The organism is uncultured Corynebacterium sp. (assembly GCF_902782855.1).
In the GTDB taxonomy this organism is placed as follows: Bacteria; Actinomycetota; Actinomycetes; order Mycobacteriales; family Mycobacteriaceae; genus Corynebacterium.
The window spans coordinates 1-15478 of sequence record NZ_CACZOO010000087.1; the positions used below are offsets into that span (position 1 = coordinate 1).

Below are 15478 nucleotides of genomic sequence, written 5' to 3' on the forward strand. Positions count from 1 at the left end.
TCCGGGGCCTGTTCCGGTCCGGCCCGCGAGATCCGCGTTCGTCGACCCGGTGGACCCCACATGCTCCACGGTGAACCGGTGGACACCGGCGGCGTGCAGGATCGCCGCGACCCGGTCGGGGTCGACGGGGTCGCGGGAGGCGGCGGGTGTCTCGGGAGTGGCGTTCATGTCTCCCGAGGATAACGCTTAGACTGTCCTCCATGACTGTTCCCACCTCCACCATGCCCGAGGCCGACCTGTCGACCACCTCCGGCAAGCTGCAGGACCTGCGCAACCGGCTCGCCGAGACACTGGCCCCCGCCGGAGAGGACGCCGTCGCCGCCGTCCACGACGCCCACCGGCTCACCGCCCGGGAGCGGGTGGACGCCCTGCTCGACGAGGGTTCCTTCGTGGAGATCGACGCGCTGGCCCGCCACCGCTCGAGTTCCTTCAACCTCGACCGCACCCGCCCGGTCACCGACGGTGTCGTCACCGGCTACGGCACCGTCGAGGGTCGACAGGTGTGCGTCTTCTCCCAGGACGCGACGGTCTTCGACGGGACGGTCGGCGAAACCCACGGCGAGAAACTCATCAAGGTCATGGAGCTCGCCGAACGTACCGGGGTCCCGCTCATCGGCATCCACGACTCGACCGGCGCCCGGGTGAAGGAGGGCATCGTCTCCCTCGGCACCGCCGCGAAACTCTACCGGCTGCGGTCCCGTCTGTCCGGTGTCGTCCCGCAGATCTCCGTCATCGCCGGTCCGACCGCCGGCACCGAGGCCCATCAGCCGGTACTGGCAGACGTGGTCATCGCCGTCGAGGGCGCGCACCTCTACCTCACCGACCCGGAGCTCACCCGCAGCGTCCTCGGTGAAGAGGTCGGCGCCGACGAACTCGGCGGAGTCGAGGTCCTGGCGTCCAACGGGACCTCCCACCTCACCGCCGCCACCGACGACGCTGCCATTGGCCTGGTCAGGGACGTACTCGCCCAGCTGCCGTCGAACAACCGGGCGCTGACCCCGCCGGCGGAGCCGACCACCAGCGACGTCGACGTCGACGGACTGGACGCCCTCATCCCCGATTCCCCGCTCGTCGGCTACGACATGCTCGACGTCCTCACCGGTGTCGTCGACCCGGGCAGTCTGCTGGAGCTCTCCGCCGACCACGCCGGCAATGTGCTCACCGCCTTCGCCCGCATCGCGGGGCGCGGGGTCGGCGTGGTCGCCAGTCAGCCGCTCGTACTGGCCGGTGCACTCGACGCCGCCGCCGCCGCGAAAGCCGCCCGCTTCGTGAGGATGTGCGACGCCTTCAACATTCCACTGGTCTTCGTGGTCGACTCCCCGGGTTTCATGCCGGGTGCGGAGGAGGAACGCGCCGGCCTGCTGCGCCGCTCGGCCCCTCTGTTCTCGGCGGTCGCCGACGCGTCCGTCGGGGTGCTCACCGTGGTGGTGCGTAAGGCCTTCGGCTCCGCGTACATCGCCATGGGCTCGAAGAACATGGGCGCCGACCTGGTGCTCGCCTGGCCGAGTGCGCAGATCTCCCACGCGGACGCCGCGAACACCGTCACGGCCGTCCACGCGGACACACTGGCCAAGGCCGCCCGCAAACGCAAGGACGTCGACGCACTGCGCGCCCAGCTCACCGAGGAGATCGAGGATTCCCTGATCACCCCCTACGCCGCGGCGTCACGCGGGTACGTCGACGCGGTCATCGCCCCGTCGGAGACCCGCTCCCGCCTCGCTGACGGCCTGGCCCTGCTGGAGCGCAAGGTCGTTCCCGCCCCGGTCCGCAAGCACGACAATCTGCCGCTGTGACCGGCGGAAAGGACACCATGACGCAGGAGACCACACAGATCCCGGTGACCGTGGTACACGGTCTTCCCGCCGGAACCGATGCAGACGACCCCGAGGCGGCGCTGCTCACCGCAGCGGTGGCCGAGGCGCTGGGTGTCGTGGTCGCGGACACGGCGACGAGATACACCGACCCGCGCGACAGTGTGCGGCGGCACCCCCGCGGAGCCTGGGGCCTGCCGGGTGCGGACACCCGGTGGCAGACGGTCTTCAGCCCGGCGGGTTTCCGTGGCTGACCCGCGGCTCGTCCTCGCGTCCTCCTCCCCGTCGCGTCTGTCGATCCTGCGCTCCGCGGGGATCGAGCCGTTGGTGCTCGTACCGGATGTCGCGGAGGACGACGTCGTCGCGGAACTGCGCACCCGCGTGGCGGACCCCTCGCCGGCGGAGATCGTGACCTGTCTCGCCGCGGCCAAGGCGAACGCGGTCATCGACCGGTTCGCCGGTGCGGTGCCGGACGGTGCCGTGGTCGTCGCCGGGGACTCGATGCTGCTGCTGGACGGTGAACTCCAGGGAAAGCCGCACACCGTGGAGCGCACGGTGGAACGGTGGCGCGCCCAGCGCGGACGCCCGGCGACGCTGGTCACCGGGCACGCGTTCACCCGCTCGAGTCCGGTGGACCTGTTCCCGGGCGTCTTCGCCCCGGTGACCACCGCGGTGAGTGAGACGGTGGTGCATTTCGCGGACGCCACCGACCGTGACATCGCCGCCTACGCCGCCACCGGCGAACCGCTGGAGTGCGCCGGGGCATTCACGCTGGAGGCCCTCGGCGGCTGGTTCATCGACCGGATCGAGGGGGATCCGTCAAGTGTGGTGGGCCTGTCACTGCCACTGCTGCGCCGTGCGGTCGAGGGCTACGGGCTCGCGGTCTCGGATCTCTGGGAGCGCTAGACCGTGGTGGGCCCGGCGACCTGTTCCGTGCCCGACGCGGCGTCGGCGGACCGGGCGAGGACTCGGCGCACCGCCTCAGCGGCGACCTTCTCCTGGATCCCCATGTCCAGCTCGGAGGTGAAGCCCACGCAGGAGCAGTTGATCTCGCCGAGGACGTAGGTGTCGGAGCCGTCTGCGGCGGTGTCCGGCATGAAGTCCGCCGTCCACAGCAGCGGCACTTCCCCGGCACCCGATCCGGTGGCGAGCTTCTCGGCGATGACCGGACGTGCCAGGGTGAACATCTCCACCAGCTCCGGCCAGGCCGACGGGGCGTCATAGGTGTAGGTCGCCCCGGAGAACAGGGTGGCGGAGAAGTTGTCGCCGCCGGCGGCGGGCTTCTTGTGGACCACGAACACCGGTTCGTCGCCGACCAGCAGGATCCGGATCTCCCCTTCGATGATGCGCGGCATGAAGCGCATGTCCACGAGCATGCCGTTGTCGCCGAGGATGTAGCGGTCGCAGAAGTCCATGAACTCGTCGAGCCGCTTCACCTCGGTGTGGTTGTCGACGGCCTCGGTGCACCGCAGCAGGGTGTCCGGGGGCAGCGCGGTGCCGGGGACGACGGCGTCGCGGACGGCGTCATCCCCGATCCTCACCCGCCAGATGCCGGAGCCTGCCGAACCGCGGTTCTGTTTGAGCACACGCTCGCCGAAGGAGAGGGAGGTCGGGAAGGAACGGTGGAAGGTGTCGACGTCGTAGTAGGCGGCGGTGTCCGACGGGACGAGTGGGGTGTCCACGAGCGCGACCAGCGCGTCCTTCGCACCGAAGGCGAGCATGTCGGCGGGGGTGGGCATGCCGACCAGGCCGTCCATGGCGAGTTGGTCGAGAAGGGCGAGGTAGGCGACCTCACCGCCGGGGACGGTGCCGGGGTTGACCCGTGAGATGTAGGCGTCGAAGTTGCGGGAGACGTAGTAGTGGATCTCCTCCGCCCAGTCCGGGCGGAAATAGACGACCTCGCAGGTCCAGCCGAGGTCGCGGACCGCCTCGACGATCGGCATGGTGTCCCGGCGGTGGCCGGTGAAGTCCTTGTCGTTGCCACCCTCGGTCTCGAAGATGACGATGGCCCGGTGCAGGGCCCGGTGCAGGGCCCGGTGGTCGGTGCTGCGGTGGGTGCTGCTGGTGTTCACGGCTGGCTCCCTGACTGGTTCAGTGCGGTCGGCGGATGCCCCGCCGGTTGTCGCCGGACCGGACGCTACGCAGCGGGATGACCGCGGCGGCGACCTGCCGGGAACACGCCCGTGAACCTTCGGCGAACAACTGGCGGGCCGACCGCAGGGAACGTCGGAACCCGGCCACCGTTAGAATGTCCAGCAGACATGAAAGGCGGTACCCGCACCCATGGGAATCGAGTATGACCCCACCCCCTCGCTGCAGCAGTACGCCCACCCGGAACGACTCGTCACGAGTTCCTGGCTGGGCGCGAAGCTCGGCGGGTCCGGGCTCAAGGTCGTCGAGTCGGACTCCGACAGCATCCTGTACAACATCGGCCATCTGCCGACCGCCATCCGCATCGATCTTCACGATGACCTCGGTGCCCCGGTGTGCCGTGACTTCCTCGACGGCGAGGCCTTCGCCCGTCTCATGGACGACAAAGGCATCACCCGTGAGGATACGGTCGTGATCTACGGTGACGAGACGAACCTGTGGGCGTCCTACGCCCTCTGGGTCTTCGAGCTCTTCGGCCACCCCGACGTCCGGCTGCTCGACGGCGGTCGTGAGGCGTGGATGCAGGAGGAGCGTGAGACCTCCTACGACGCACCACCCGGGCCGACCCGCGGGTACCCCGTCGTCGAACGCGACGATGTGACCCACCGCATCTTCGTCGACGAGATCCTCGCCGACCGGCTCGGTGCCGAGGATCTGCAGCTCCTTGATCTGCGGGCCGCCCCGGAGTACGCCGCAGGCCACATCCCCGGGGCGGTGAACGTGTCCCCGTCCGCCACGATCCGTCCGAACGGCCGGTTCCACTCCCGTGAGGAGCTGGAGGACGCCTTCGCCTGCCTCGACGAGGGTTCCCCGGTCGCGACCTACTGTCAGACCGGTGAGCGCGGTGCCCACCTGTGGTTCGTACTGCACCACCTGCTCGGGAGGGACGCCGTGCGCTGCTACGACGGGTCCTGGGCGGAGTGGGGGAACATGGTCCGCATGCCGGTCGCTGCTGACTGACCCCGGTCTGACGGCGGACCGGCGGCGGAACCGCCCCCTTTGGGGCGCAGACTTCGCGGTGATCTCACGGCTGTAACGCCGGGGCTGGAAACTACGGTGGATTCCGTAGTAGCGTCGAACGGTTCCCGCCGTCGGTACCGCGACGGTACAGCGACGGTACAGCGGCGACGGCCCGCAGCCACGAGTGAAGTACAAGTAGAGGAGAGCACGTGCCGGCAGAACACCGGAAGATCAGCAAGGTCCTGATCGCCAACCGCGGCGAGATCGCGGTCCGCATCATCCGGGCCGCGCGTGACGAGGGCATCGCCACCGTCGCCGTCTACGCCGGACCGGACGCCACCGCCCCCTTCGTACGTATGGCGGACGAGGCCTTCGCCCTCGGCGGTGAGACCGCCGCCGAAACCTACCTCGATATCGTGACGATCATCGACGCCGCCGTCCGCTCCGGTGCCGACGCCGTCCACCCCGGATACGGCTTCCTCTCCGAGAACGCCGACTTCGCGCAGGCCGTGGAGGACGCCGGGCTGATCTGGATCGGTCCCTCGCCCCGCGCCATCCGTGAGCTCGGGGACAAGGTCACCGCCCGCCGCTACGCCGAGAAGGTCGACGCCCCCATGGCTCCCGGCACCCCCGAACCGGTGACCGATGCGCAGGAGATCGTCGACTTCGCCACCGCCTACGGTCTGCCGGTCGCCGTGAAGGCCGCTTTCGGCGGTGGCGGGCGGGGTATGAAGGTCGCCCACACCATCGAGGAGATCCCGACCCTGTTCGAGTCCGCCACACGTGAGGCCGAGAAAGCCTTCGGCCGCGGCGAGTGCTTTGTGGAGCGTTACCTCGACCGGGCGCGCCACGTGGAGTGCCAGGTCGTCGCCGACACCCACGGCAATGTCGTCGTCGCCTCGACCCGTGACTGCTCACTGCAGCGCCGTTTCCAGAAGCTCGTGGAGGAGGCGCCGGCACCGTTCCTCACCGCCGAACAGGACTCGCGGCTGCGGGAGTCCGCGAAGGCTATCATGCGCGAGGCCGGCTACCATGGTGCCGGGACGGTCGAGTACCTTGTCGGCGCGGACGGACTGATCTCCTTCCTGGAGGTCAACACCCGTCTGCAGGTCGAGCACCCGGTCACCGAGCAGGTCACCGGGTGGGACCTGGTCCGCGAGCAGTTCCGCATCGCCGAGGGCCGCGAACTGTCCCGCACCACCGACCCTGAGATTCACGGCCACGCCATCGAGTTCCGGGTCAACGGGGAGGACGCGGCCACAGGCTTCATGCCCTCCCCCGGTACGCTCACCGCCTACCGTGAGCCCGCCGGCCCGGGCGTCCGTGTGGACTCGGGTGTGGAGCAGGGCTGCGTCATCGGAGGCCAGTTCGACTCGATGCTCGCCAAGCTCATCGTCACCGGTGAGAACCGGGCGCAGGCACTGCAGCGTGCCGCCCGCGCCCTCGACGAGTACACGGTGGAGGGACTTCCGACGGTGCTCCCCTTCCACCGTGCCGTGGTCGTCGACCCCGCGTTCGCCCCGGAGCTCACCGCCCCGGAGGCGGTGACGCCCCGGTCCTTCACCGTCTACACCCGGTGGATCGAAGAGGAGTGGGACAACACGATTCCCCCGTTCGCGGGTGACACGACCGGGGAGGACACCGTCCCGCCGCGCACCATCGCCGTCGAGGTCGACGGCCGACGGCTGGAGGTTTCGGTGCCCGGTGACCTCATCGGCACCGGCGGTGGGGCGCGTCGCGCACCGCGCACGTCCGGTGGCGCCACCTCCGCCGCAGCCTCCGGGGATGATGTGCTCGCCCCGATGCAGGGCACCGTGGTGACTGTCCTCGTGGAGGAGGGCGCGGAGGTCGCAGAAGGGGACCCCGTGCTGGTCCTGGAGGCCATGAAGATGGAGAACGCGGTGAAGGCGCACAAGGCCGGCACCGTGACGGGGTTGGCCGTCGCCGCCGGTGACGGTGTCAAGAAGTCGCAGCTGATGCTGCAGCTGGTGTGACCCGGGGGAACCTCTGATGGCCGACCTGTTCTCGCGTTTCCGTCACCCCGGGTCCGGCGGCTCCGGCAAGGGGTTCATCCTGGCACTCGACCAGGGCACTACCTCGACCCGGGCGATCGTCTTCGACGCCCGGGGCGCCGTCGTGTCGGTGAGCCAGCTGGAGCACCGGCAGATCTTCCCCCGACCGGGCTGGGTGGAGCATGACCCGGAGGAGATCCGGCTCAATGCCCGCCGCGTCATCGCCGACGCGGTCGCGAGAGCGGACATCGGCACCGAGGACATCGCCGCACTGGGCATCACCAACCAGCGTGAGACCACGGTCATCTGGGACCGGGAGACCGGTGAGCCGGTCTACAACGCCATCGTCTGGCAGGACACGCGCACCACCCCGGTGTGTGAGGAACTGGAGGCGTCCGGCGCCGGGGAGCTGTTCCGGGACCGGACCGGGCTGCCGGTCTCGACCTACTTCGCCGGGCCGAAGATCCGGTGGATCCTGGACAACATCCCGGGTGTCCGCGAACGCGCCGAGCGCGGCGAACTCGCCGTGGGAACCATGGACTCCTGGATCATCTGGGAGCTGACCCGCGCCACCCGGCACTCGGGACGCGCCACCCGGGGTGGTCGGCCGCAGGCCCGCCACGTCACCGACGTGACCAACGCCTCACGCACCATGCTGATGGACATCCGGACCCGACAGTGGGATCCGGAGCTGTGCTCGCTGTTGGGGATCCCGATGTCCCTGCTGCCGGAGATCATCAGTTCCTCGGAGGTCATCGACAAGGTGCGGCGCTCCGGCCCGGTGCACGGCGTCCCCATCGCGGGCATTCTCGGCGACCAGCAGGCCGCGACGTTCGGCCAGGCGTGCACCGAGCCCGGCGAGGCGAAGTGCACCTACGGTACCGGCAACTTCCTGCTGCTCAACACGGGTACGGAGCCGAAGACCTCGGCGCACGGCCTGATCACCACGGTCGCCTACCAGCTGGGGGACGCCCCGGCGGTGTACGCCCTGGAGGGGTCGGTGGCGGTGACCGGGTCGCTGGTGCAGTGGCTGCGCGACAACCTCGGCTTCTTCTCGGACTCCTCCCACATCGAGGCCCTGGCCCGGTCGGTGGACGACAACGGCGGGTGTGTGGTGGTCCCCGCGTTCTCCGGGTTGCTCGCCCCACGCTGGGTGCCGGACGCCCGCGGTGTGATCGTCGGTCTGACCAGGTACGTCACGAAGGCGCACATCTCGCGTGCGGCGCTGGAGGCCACGGCCTTCCAGACCCGGGAGGTCGTCGCGGCGATGAACGCGGATGCCGGTGTGCCGCTGACCCGACTGCGGGCGGACGGTGGCATGGTGGTGAATTCCCTGCTCATGCAGTTCCAGGCTGATCAGCTGGGTGTGCCGGTGACGGTGCCGGAGGTCGCCGAGACGACGGCGCTGGGCGCGGCGTACGCCGCCGGCCTGGCGGTCGGGTTCTTCTCGGGTGTCGCGGAGATCCGTTCGCTGTGGCAGGAGCGGGAGACCTACATGCCGAACGCGTCGGAGGTGGAGCGGGACGCGGCCTTCGCGCTGTGGAACAGGGCCGTGGAGCGCTCCGTCGGCTGGGCGTAGATCCGGTTCCCTCCCTTCCTGCGACTAGACTGGGGCACCATGAATGACCCCCGCCGAGGTGCCGCATCCCGGAACGACCGTGTCCGTATCGGGGACGCCGACCGCGACCACGCCATCAGCCTGCTCGGGGTGCACTTCGCCGACGGCCGTCTCAGCGTCACCGAGTACGACGAGCGGTGCCGGGTGATCGCCGGGGCGATGACGAGGGGCCAGGTCGACGAACAGTTCCTTGACCTGCCGGTGCTGCCCGGGACGCAGAGTGACCCGGCGTCCTCCCCCGGGACAGACATGACGGTGTACTCCGCCGCCGAGATCGCCGAACAGCACCGCCGTGGGGCGAATCCGCGGGCCGGGGTCATGGCGTTGACCGGGATCGCGGGTGTCGCGGTGGCGGCGTTACTCGACAATGCGGCGTCGATCGTTCCGGTGGCGGTGATCGCCGTGGTGGCGATCCTGCTGTACGTGATGAAGGTCGGGCCCGACTCCTGGTACGTGCCCTCACCGCAGGCGCTGGAGCGGGCCCGGGTGAGGAAGATGCGTCAGGCCCACCAGTTCCAGCTGGAGGAGAAGAAGGCACAGCGCAAGCTCAAGCAGACCGAGATCACCACCGACGCCCTCGACCTGGCGCACCGCGCGATGGGCAGGGCCGGCCGCACGGTGAACAACGGCTGGGAGCAGTGGCGGAGGCGGAGGTGAGACCCGCCACAACCCGGCACGGATCACGAGGACTGCCGGGTTCGCCGGACCCGTGCCGGGTTGTGGTGGCGATCACCTACCCCAGGTTCCGGAACTGCTCCAGCACCCCGGCGAACAGGCGCACGCCCACCGGCAGGCACGCCTCGTCGAAGATGATGTCGGCCTGGTGCAGGTCGGCCTTCTCCCCCTTGCCGTTCCATGCGCCCAGCCGGGCCATCGACCCCGGCACATGCTCCAGGTACCAGCTGAAGTCCTCGCCACCGGAGGACTGCGGCGCCTCCTGCAGCGCGTGCGGGTCCATCTCCTTGACTGCCTGGGCCATCAGGGCGGTGCAGGCATCGTCGTTGGTCACCGGTGGGACACCCTTGGTGTGCCGGATCTCCGCAACCGCCCCGGTCGGGGCCAGCACCTGGTTGACCAGCTCCGGGAACAGTTCGCCGAGCTGACGCCACACCAGCGGACTGCCGGTGCGCAGCGTCCCCAGCAGCGTGACCTCCTGCGGCATCGCGTTGAACGCCGCCCCGCCGTGGACCGCGCCGAACGTCAGGACGGTTCCGGTGCGCGGATCGACCCGTCGCGACAGCAGTCCGGGCAGCCCGGTGATCAGCAGTCCGGCGGCGTAGACGGCGTCCGCGGTGAGGTGCGGCCGTGAGGTGTGCCCGCCCGGGCCCTTCACGATGATCTCGACGACGTCGGTGGCCGAGGTGATGGCCCCGGCGCGCACCCCGACCTGCCCCGCCCGCAGTTTCGGCTCGGCGTGCACGGCGAAGATGTGGCTCACACCCTGCAGTGCCCCGGCGCGGATGACGTCGGTGGCCCCACCGTCGAGGACCTCCTCCGCCGGCTGGAAGATACAGCGCACCCGTTGGTCCAGGCCCTGTTCCCGGTCGTACTCCGCCAGGGCGCAGGCCAGGGAGAGCACCACGGTGGTGTGGATGTCATGACCACAGGCGTGCATGACGCCCGGATTCTTCGACGCGAACTCCAGTCCGGTGACCTCGGTGACCGGCAGAGCGTCGATGTCGGCGCGGAAGGCGACGGCCGGTTGCTCGGGTGTTCCCCCGATGTCGACGATGAGGCCGGTGCCGGGCAGCAGGACGGGCTCGAGGCCGGCTCCCTGCAGCTTCTCCGCGATGAACGCGGTGGTCTCGACCTCGTCGTGGGAGATTTCGGGGCGTGCATGGAGGTGCCGGCGCCAGCCGATCATCTCGTCGTGGTGGTCGACCAACCAGGTGCTGACAGCCGTTTCAACGGCGCCGGGGGTACTCACGGGTCGTAGGACTCCTCCACGAGACAGACAGTGACCTCCCCACCCTAGTCGCCTGGCCACCTCCTCTCACACTCTTGTGGGCGACCTATGCTTGACCGCATGCCTGTCTCTCCCTCAGAAACCGTCCCAGAAACCGTTTCGGAAGCTGTCCCGCAACCTGCCGCACAACCCGTCACCTGGGCCGCCGACGCCGCCACCGCGCTCGCCGCGCGCACCGGACGCGGGCACCATGACATCGCCGTGGTTCTCGGATCGGGGTGGCGTCCCGCCGCCGACGTGCTCTGCGGGGGCGCCGACTACGTCGAGTTCCCCATGTCCGACCTGCCCGGTTTCCTCCCGCCGACCGCCGAGGGCCACGGCGGGACGGTCCGCAGCCTGGAGATCGGGGGACGCGGCGTCCTCGTTCTCCTGGGTAGGACGCACGCCTACGAGGGTCACGAGCTGTGGCGCACCGTCCACGCCGTGCGCACCGCCGCCGCGGCCGGGGTGGGCACCGTGGTGCTCACCAACGCCGCCGGCGGGCTGGCCGAGGGGATGACCGTCGGCGAGCCGGTGCTGATCAGCGACCACCTCAACATGACGATGCGTTCTCCCCTGGTCGGTGCGGAGTTCGTCAACATGGTGGACGCCTACTCGCCGAGGTTGCGGCGGATCGTGCAGGGTCTGCGTCCGGGGATGCGGGAGGCGGTGTACGCCATGATGCCGGGCCCGCAGTACGAGACACCCGCGGAGATCCACATGCTGCGCACCTGTGGCGCGGGACTGGTGGGTATGTCAACCGTCTACGAGACCATCGCCGCCCGGGCCGCCGGGGTGGAGGTCCTGGGCATCTCCCTGGTCACCAACCTGGCCGCCGGGGTCACCGGTGAGGCACTGGACCATGAGGAGGTGCTGGCCGCCGGTGCGGCCGCCGCCGGAGACATGGGTGGGTTGCTCGCCGCGCTGGTCGCCTCCGAGGAGGTGACGGCACGGTGATCACCTTCGGAACCGCGGGCCTGCGTGGCCCCGTCGGCCCCGGCGAGGACCGGATGAACGTCTCGACCGTGACGCGGACGACCGCCGGGGTGGCAGCCTGGCTCAAGGAGCAGGGGGTGGAGAACCCGCGGGTCGCCGTCGGTTTCGACGCCCGGTACGGCTCCAACGCCATGGCCCGGGCCACCGCGGAGACCTTCGCCGGCGCCGGCTGCCAGGTCGTCCTGCTGCCGCTGCCCGCACCGACCCCGGTGCTGGCCTGGCTGGTCCGGGATCGTGGCCTGGACGCCGGGGTGCAGATCACCGCCAGCCACAACCCCAGGACGGACAACGGCTACAAGCTCTACCTCGCCGGCGGGTCGCAACTCGTCAGCCCCGCTGACCGGGAGATCGAGGCGCGTATCGCCGTGACACCCCCTGCCCCGCGGATCCCCCGGTCCCCGGACGTGCACCTCGACGTCCACGCCGTCGACGGCTACCTCACCGCGGTGTCCGGCCTCGTCGGTTCCGGCGACGGCGCCGTCCTGGCCGGCCGCAGGAATCTGCGCGTCCTGTTCACCCCGCTGCACGGGGTGGGCGGAACGGTGCTCGACGATGTCTTCCGCGACTCCGGGTTCACCGCCCCCGCCACGGTGGCCGCCCAGCGCTGGCCGGACCCGGAGTTCCCCACGGTCCCCTTCCCCAACCCGGAGGAACCGGGGGCCTGCGATGCGCTGCTGGAGGCTGCGGCCGCCTCCGGCCCCGATGAGCGTCCTGACCTGCTCATCGCTCTCGACCCGGACGCCGACCGCTGTATGCTCGGGATCCCCGACCCCGGTGACCCGCGCGGTTACCGCATGCTGCGCGGCGACGAGACCGGTCCGCTGCTGGCCCGGCGTCTCGTGCCCGCCCATGGAGCGGACGCCGACGGTCCGGCACCGGTCGTGGCGACGACCTGCGTCTCGTCCGGTCTGCTGGCGCGTATCGCCGCAGCCTCGGGCTGGGAGTTCCGGGAGACTCTCACCGGGTTCAAGCACCTGGCCCGCGCCGCCGACGACGCCGACGGCGATCTGGCCTTCGCCTACGAGGAGGCCATCGGTTCCTGCCCCGCACCGTGGCTCGTCGCGGACAAGGACGGGATCGCGACCGCACTCGTCGCCGCCGTGTGGGCTGCCGAGCTCAAGGCCCGGGGACGCACCCTGCGCGACGAGCTCGCTGATCTCGACGACCTCTACGGTACCGTGCGCACCGCCCAGGTAGCGGTGCGGCTCGGTGGTCCGCAGGCGGCGTCCGCACTGGTCGCGCGGTGGGCCGCCGAACCGCCGGCGGATCTGGGCGAGGGTGCGCCGACTGCGGTCACTGCGCTGGACGCAGGGGCGGGGGTCGCCGCCGGTTTCCGCATCGTCTGGAATGACGGCCGGGGACTGGACTACCGTGTGGTGGTCCGCCCGTCCGGCACCGAGCCGAAGGCGAAGTTCTACCTCCAGGTCTCCGGCCCGGTACCGGAGACCGCCGAAACGGGTGCCGTACCGGATGCGGTGCCGGACGCTGCGATCGTGGAGTCCGCGCTCGTGACGCTCACCGACACCGTGCGGCGACTCGCCGAAGAGGACGGACAGTAGGACCGACAGACCAGCCGAGGCCCACCGACGTGGGCCCAGAGACAGGAGACCCGTTGGCCGGAAATCCCGCGTCGTCGACGCGCCCCACCCGTGATGACCGGGATTCCCGGGCCCGGCGTCCCCGCCCGCGCTGGCCGTGGATCCCGTGGCTCCCGCTGGTTCTGTCGATCCTCGCGGCGGTGCTGCTGTGGGTCATCGACCCGCCGATGCGTGACCTGCAGGCCGCACTCGCCCGCGAGTCGGCGCATCGGGCCGGGGTGGGTGTGAGCTACTGGTTCGACTGGTTCGGCGGCGTCGCCCCGGGCAGCTACTCGTTGATCGTTCCGACGCTGACATCCTGGTTCGGGTCCCTGCTCCTGCTGTGCCTGTCCACCGTCGTCGTCTCCGCGCTGGCGTATCCGGTGTCCCGCACCGCCGCACACCCCACCCTGATGACCTGGGCGGTCGCATTGTCGGCGGTGCTGAACATGTTCTCCGGCCGGGTCACCTTCGCGACGGGTGCGGCGATCGCGATGCTCGCCCTGTGGCTGTTCCAGCGTCGACGGCCGGTCGTCGGTGCGGTACTGCTGGTGGTCTCCGGCCTGGCCAGTGCCCTGGTGCCTGCCTTCGTCGGGATGGTCCTCGTTCCGTTCCTTGTCCCGCGCCGCTACCGGAGCGCCCGGATGTGGTGGGCCGTCGGCGGTGCGGCGCTCGGTGTCGCACTTCCCTACCTGCTCTTCGGTGCGCCGGGCCAGCAGCCCTACCCGCTGACGAGTTTCCTGTGGTACCTGGTCATCGGAGCCGGTGCGGTCGCCGCACTGGACAGTCCACTGGCGACGCACCACGCCCCGGCCCGGTGGATCGCCCCGTTGGCCGTGGTGGTGGCCACCGTGCTGTTCATCGTTCCGACGGGCGTCGGCTCCAACCTCGGCCGGTTCTTTCTCTTCGTGCTGCCGTGCGTGGTGCTGTACTGGTCGTTGAAGTCCCCCCGACTCCTTGCCCTGCTGCTCTCACCGGCACTGGTCTACAGTCTCTTCTACGCCCTCTACGACCAGGTGTCGGTCACCGACGGCACCGCCCCGGAGACCCTCTACGCCCCACTGACCGCGCAGCTCGACCAGCTCGCCGACGACGGCCGGATCGAGAATCACCGTGTGGAGCTGGTGGACACCGACACCCATGCGGGGTCGTACCTGCTCACCGATTCCGCCCCGCTGGCGCGGGGCTGGGAGAACCAGTCGGACATGCGTTACAACCCGGTCTTCTTCGAGAAGGACGCCCTGACCGCGGCGAGCTACCGTGACTGGCTGGCCGACAACTCGGTCGCTTTCGTGGCGGTGGCCGCTGAGCCCATCCTGCAGCAGCGGCCCGAGGGGCAGCTCGTCGACGACGGCCTGCCGTACCTGTCGCGGGTCTGGGGCAATGATGACTGGACCCTCTACGCGGTCGAGAAACCGACACCGATCGTGCCGGCCCCGCTGAGGCTGCTGGAGTCCTCCCCCTCAGAGATGACGGTGGAGGTCCCCGCGGACGCGGTGGGGACGGATCACCTGATCAGGATCCGCCCCAACCGCTATCTCACCGCCACACTGGTACCGGGCAGCGCCCCCGCCACCCCGTCGGCGACACCGCCGCCCCCGGACCGGTCACCGGCGTCAACCACCACCGCGGCCGCTGACCCGGTGACCGCCTGCCTGTCCCCCACCGATGACGAGAACTGGACCACGGTCCGTTTCGGCGAGCCGGGACGCTACGTCCTGACCGGCCAGTTCAGCGTCTCCGGCATCCTGGAGACGGTGCCCGACTCCTGCGTCGACGCGCAGGCGGGGCCGGAGTAGGCCCCGGCCCCGGTCACATCCCCGCGAGATCGATGTTGCGCGGCCCGTAGAGACGGTCACCGGCGTCACCCAGGCCGGGAACGATGTAGGCGTCCCCGTTGAGGCCCGGGTCGATCGTCGCCGTGATGAGGCGTCCGACGGGAAGACCGGAATCCCGGACCGCGGCGACCCCCGGCACCGCCGAAACCATGCACACCACGGTGATGTCCGTGGCGCCCCGGCCCGCCAGCAACCGCAGGGCGTGCAGCAGGGAGCCTCCCGTGGCCAGCATCGGGTCGACGAGGAACACCGTGCGGCCGGTGAGGTCCTCCGGCAGGGCCTCCAGGTACGGCACCGGCTCATGGGTCTGCTCGTCGCGTGCCATGCCGATGAAACCGACCTGGGCGTCCGGGATCATCGACAGTGCCGGGTAGACAATGCCGAGCCCGGCACGGATGATCGGCACGATGATCGGCGGGTCCTGCAGGCGGCGTCCCTCCGCAACAGCGACGGGGGTCTGCACGTCGAAGGTCTCGACCGGCAGTGACCGGGAGGCCTCGTAGACCAGCATCATCCCCAGGTCGGCGAGCGCCGCGCGGAACGCGGCGTTGTCGGTCCGGGCGTCTCGCA

13 protein-coding genes are annotated in these 15478 nt (G+C 70.2%); 10 read left to right on the top strand and 3 right to left on the bottom strand.

Annotation, left to right across the window (positions count from 1 at the left end):
- Positions 1–200: 200 nt before the first annotated feature.
- Genes QZV72_RS04035 through QZV72_RS04045 form a run of 3 tightly spaced genes read left to right on the top strand, consistent with a single transcriptional unit; the run spans position 201 to position 2717 of the window.
- Complete coding sequence (locus QZV72_RS04035) at positions 201–1793, top strand: acyl-CoA carboxylase subunit beta (protein WP_297005610.1); 1593 nt, start codon at positions 201–203, stop codon at positions 1791–1793.
- 17 nt (positions 1794–1810) lie between these two features.
- Positions 1811–2065 (top strand): acetyl-CoA carboxylase subunit, encoded by a 255-nt coding sequence (locus QZV72_RS04040; protein WP_297005613.1) that lies wholly within the window; start codon positions 1811–1813, stop codon positions 2063–2065.
- Positions 2058–2717, top strand: a complete 660-nt coding sequence (locus QZV72_RS04045; protein WP_297005616.1) for a nucleoside triphosphate pyrophosphatase — start codon at positions 2058–2060, stop codon at positions 2715–2717. Before QZV72_RS04040 ends, QZV72_RS04045 begins: the two co-directional genes overlap by 8 nt.
- Here the strand turns inward: QZV72_RS04045 and QZV72_RS04050 are convergent.
- A complete protein-coding gene (locus tag QZV72_RS04050) occupies positions 2714–3829 on the bottom strand; it encodes a Cj0069 family protein (RefSeq protein ID WP_297005640.1) in 1116 nt (371 codons plus the stop codon). The two genes, QZV72_RS04045 and QZV72_RS04050, sit on opposite strands and share 4 nt — an antisense overlap.
- 265 nt (positions 3830–4094) lie before the next feature.
- On the opposite strand from QZV72_RS04050, the gene QZV72_RS04055 reads away from it, so the two are divergent.
- From QZV72_RS04055 to QZV72_RS04070, 4 genes are all read left to right on the top strand, one after another.
- Positions 4095–4922, top strand: coding sequence for a sulfurtransferase (locus QZV72_RS04055; protein ID WP_297005619.1), 828 nt, complete (start codon positions 4095–4097; stop codon positions 4920–4922).
- 209 nt (positions 4923–5131) lie between these two features.
- Positions 5132–6916 (top strand): biotin carboxylase N-terminal domain-containing protein, encoded by a 1785-nt coding sequence (locus QZV72_RS04060; protein WP_297005623.1) that lies wholly within the window; start codon positions 5132–5134, stop codon positions 6914–6916.
- A 16-nt stretch (positions 6917–6932) separates the two neighbouring features.
- Complete coding sequence (gene glpK / locus QZV72_RS04065) at positions 6933–8513, top strand: glycerol kinase GlpK (protein ID WP_297005625.1); 1581 nt, start codon at positions 6933–6935, stop codon at positions 8511–8513.
- 39 nt (positions 8514–8552) lie between these two features.
- Positions 8553–9209 carry a DUF1707 domain-containing protein gene (locus QZV72_RS04070; RefSeq protein ID WP_297005627.1) on the top strand — a complete coding sequence of 219 codons (657 nt, stop codon included), beginning with the start codon at positions 8553–8555 and terminating at the stop codon, positions 9207–9209.
- Positions 9210–9285: 76 nt separating this feature from the next.
- Here the strand turns inward: QZV72_RS04070 and QZV72_RS04075 are convergent, their stop codons facing one another.
- Positions 9286–10416 carry an amidohydrolase gene (locus QZV72_RS04075; protein ID WP_297005643.1) on the bottom strand — a complete coding sequence of 377 codons (1131 nt, stop codon included), beginning with the start codon at positions 10414–10416 and terminating at the stop codon, positions 9286–9288.
- A gap of 162 nt (positions 10417–10578) precedes the next feature.
- On the opposite strand from QZV72_RS04075, the gene QZV72_RS04080 reads away from it, so the two are divergent.
- From QZV72_RS04080 to QZV72_RS04090, 3 genes are read left to right on the top strand one after another with little or no spacing between them, the layout of a single operon-like run.
- The gene (locus QZV72_RS04080; RefSeq protein WP_297005630.1) at positions 10579–11454 is read left to right on the top strand and encodes a purine-nucleoside phosphorylase; all 876 of its coding nucleotides are present in this window, start codon (positions 10579–10581) and stop codon (positions 11452–11454) included.
- Positions 11451–13052, top strand: coding sequence for a phospho-sugar mutase (locus tag QZV72_RS04085; RefSeq protein WP_297005633.1), 1602 nt, complete (start codon positions 11451–11453; stop codon positions 13050–13052). The genes QZV72_RS04080 and QZV72_RS04085 overlap by 4 nt, the downstream gene beginning before the upstream one ends.
- Before the next feature lie 53 nt (positions 13053–13105).
- On the top strand, positions 13106–14869 hold the full coding sequence (locus QZV72_RS04090) for a glycosyltransferase family 87 protein (protein ID WP_297005635.1): 1764 nt from the start codon (positions 13106–13108) through the stop codon (positions 14867–14869).
- Between the two features lie 13 nt (positions 14870–14882).
- Here the strand turns inward: QZV72_RS04090 and upp are convergent.
- A partial coding sequence (gene upp, locus QZV72_RS04095) for a uracil phosphoribosyltransferase (protein ID WP_297005638.1) occupies positions 14883–15478 on the bottom strand: 596 nt, incomplete at its 5' end.

What these genes read in the sequence shown, in the direction of transcription:
- QZV72_RS04040 (WP_297005613.1), top strand. Translation starts at nt 1,811, where the DNA reads ATGACGCAGGAGACCACACAGATCCCGGTGACCGTGGTACACGGTCTT.
- QZV72_RS04080 (WP_297005630.1), top strand. Translation starts at nt 10,579, where the DNA reads ATGCCTGTCTCTCCCTCAGAAACCGTCCCAGAAACCGTTTCGGAAGCT.
- QZV72_RS04075 (WP_297005643.1), bottom strand. Translation starts at nt 10,416, where the DNA reads ATGATCGGCTGGCGCCGGCACCTCCATGCACGCCCCGAAATCTCCCAC.
- glpK (WP_297005625.1), top strand. Translation starts at nt 6,933, where the DNA reads ATGGCCGACCTGTTCTCGCGTTTCCGTCACCCCGGGTCCGGCGGCTCC.
- QZV72_RS04035 (WP_297005610.1), top strand. Translation starts at nt 201, where the DNA reads ATGACTGTTCCCACCTCCACCATGCCCGAGGCCGACCTGTCGACCACC.
- QZV72_RS04055 (WP_297005619.1), top strand. Translation starts at nt 4,095, where the DNA reads ATGGGAATCGAGTATGACCCCACCCCCTCGCTGCAGCAGTACGCCCAC.
- QZV72_RS04070 (WP_297005627.1), top strand. Translation starts at nt 8,553, where the DNA reads ATGAATGACCCCCGCCGAGGTGCCGCATCCCGGAACGACCGTGTCCGT.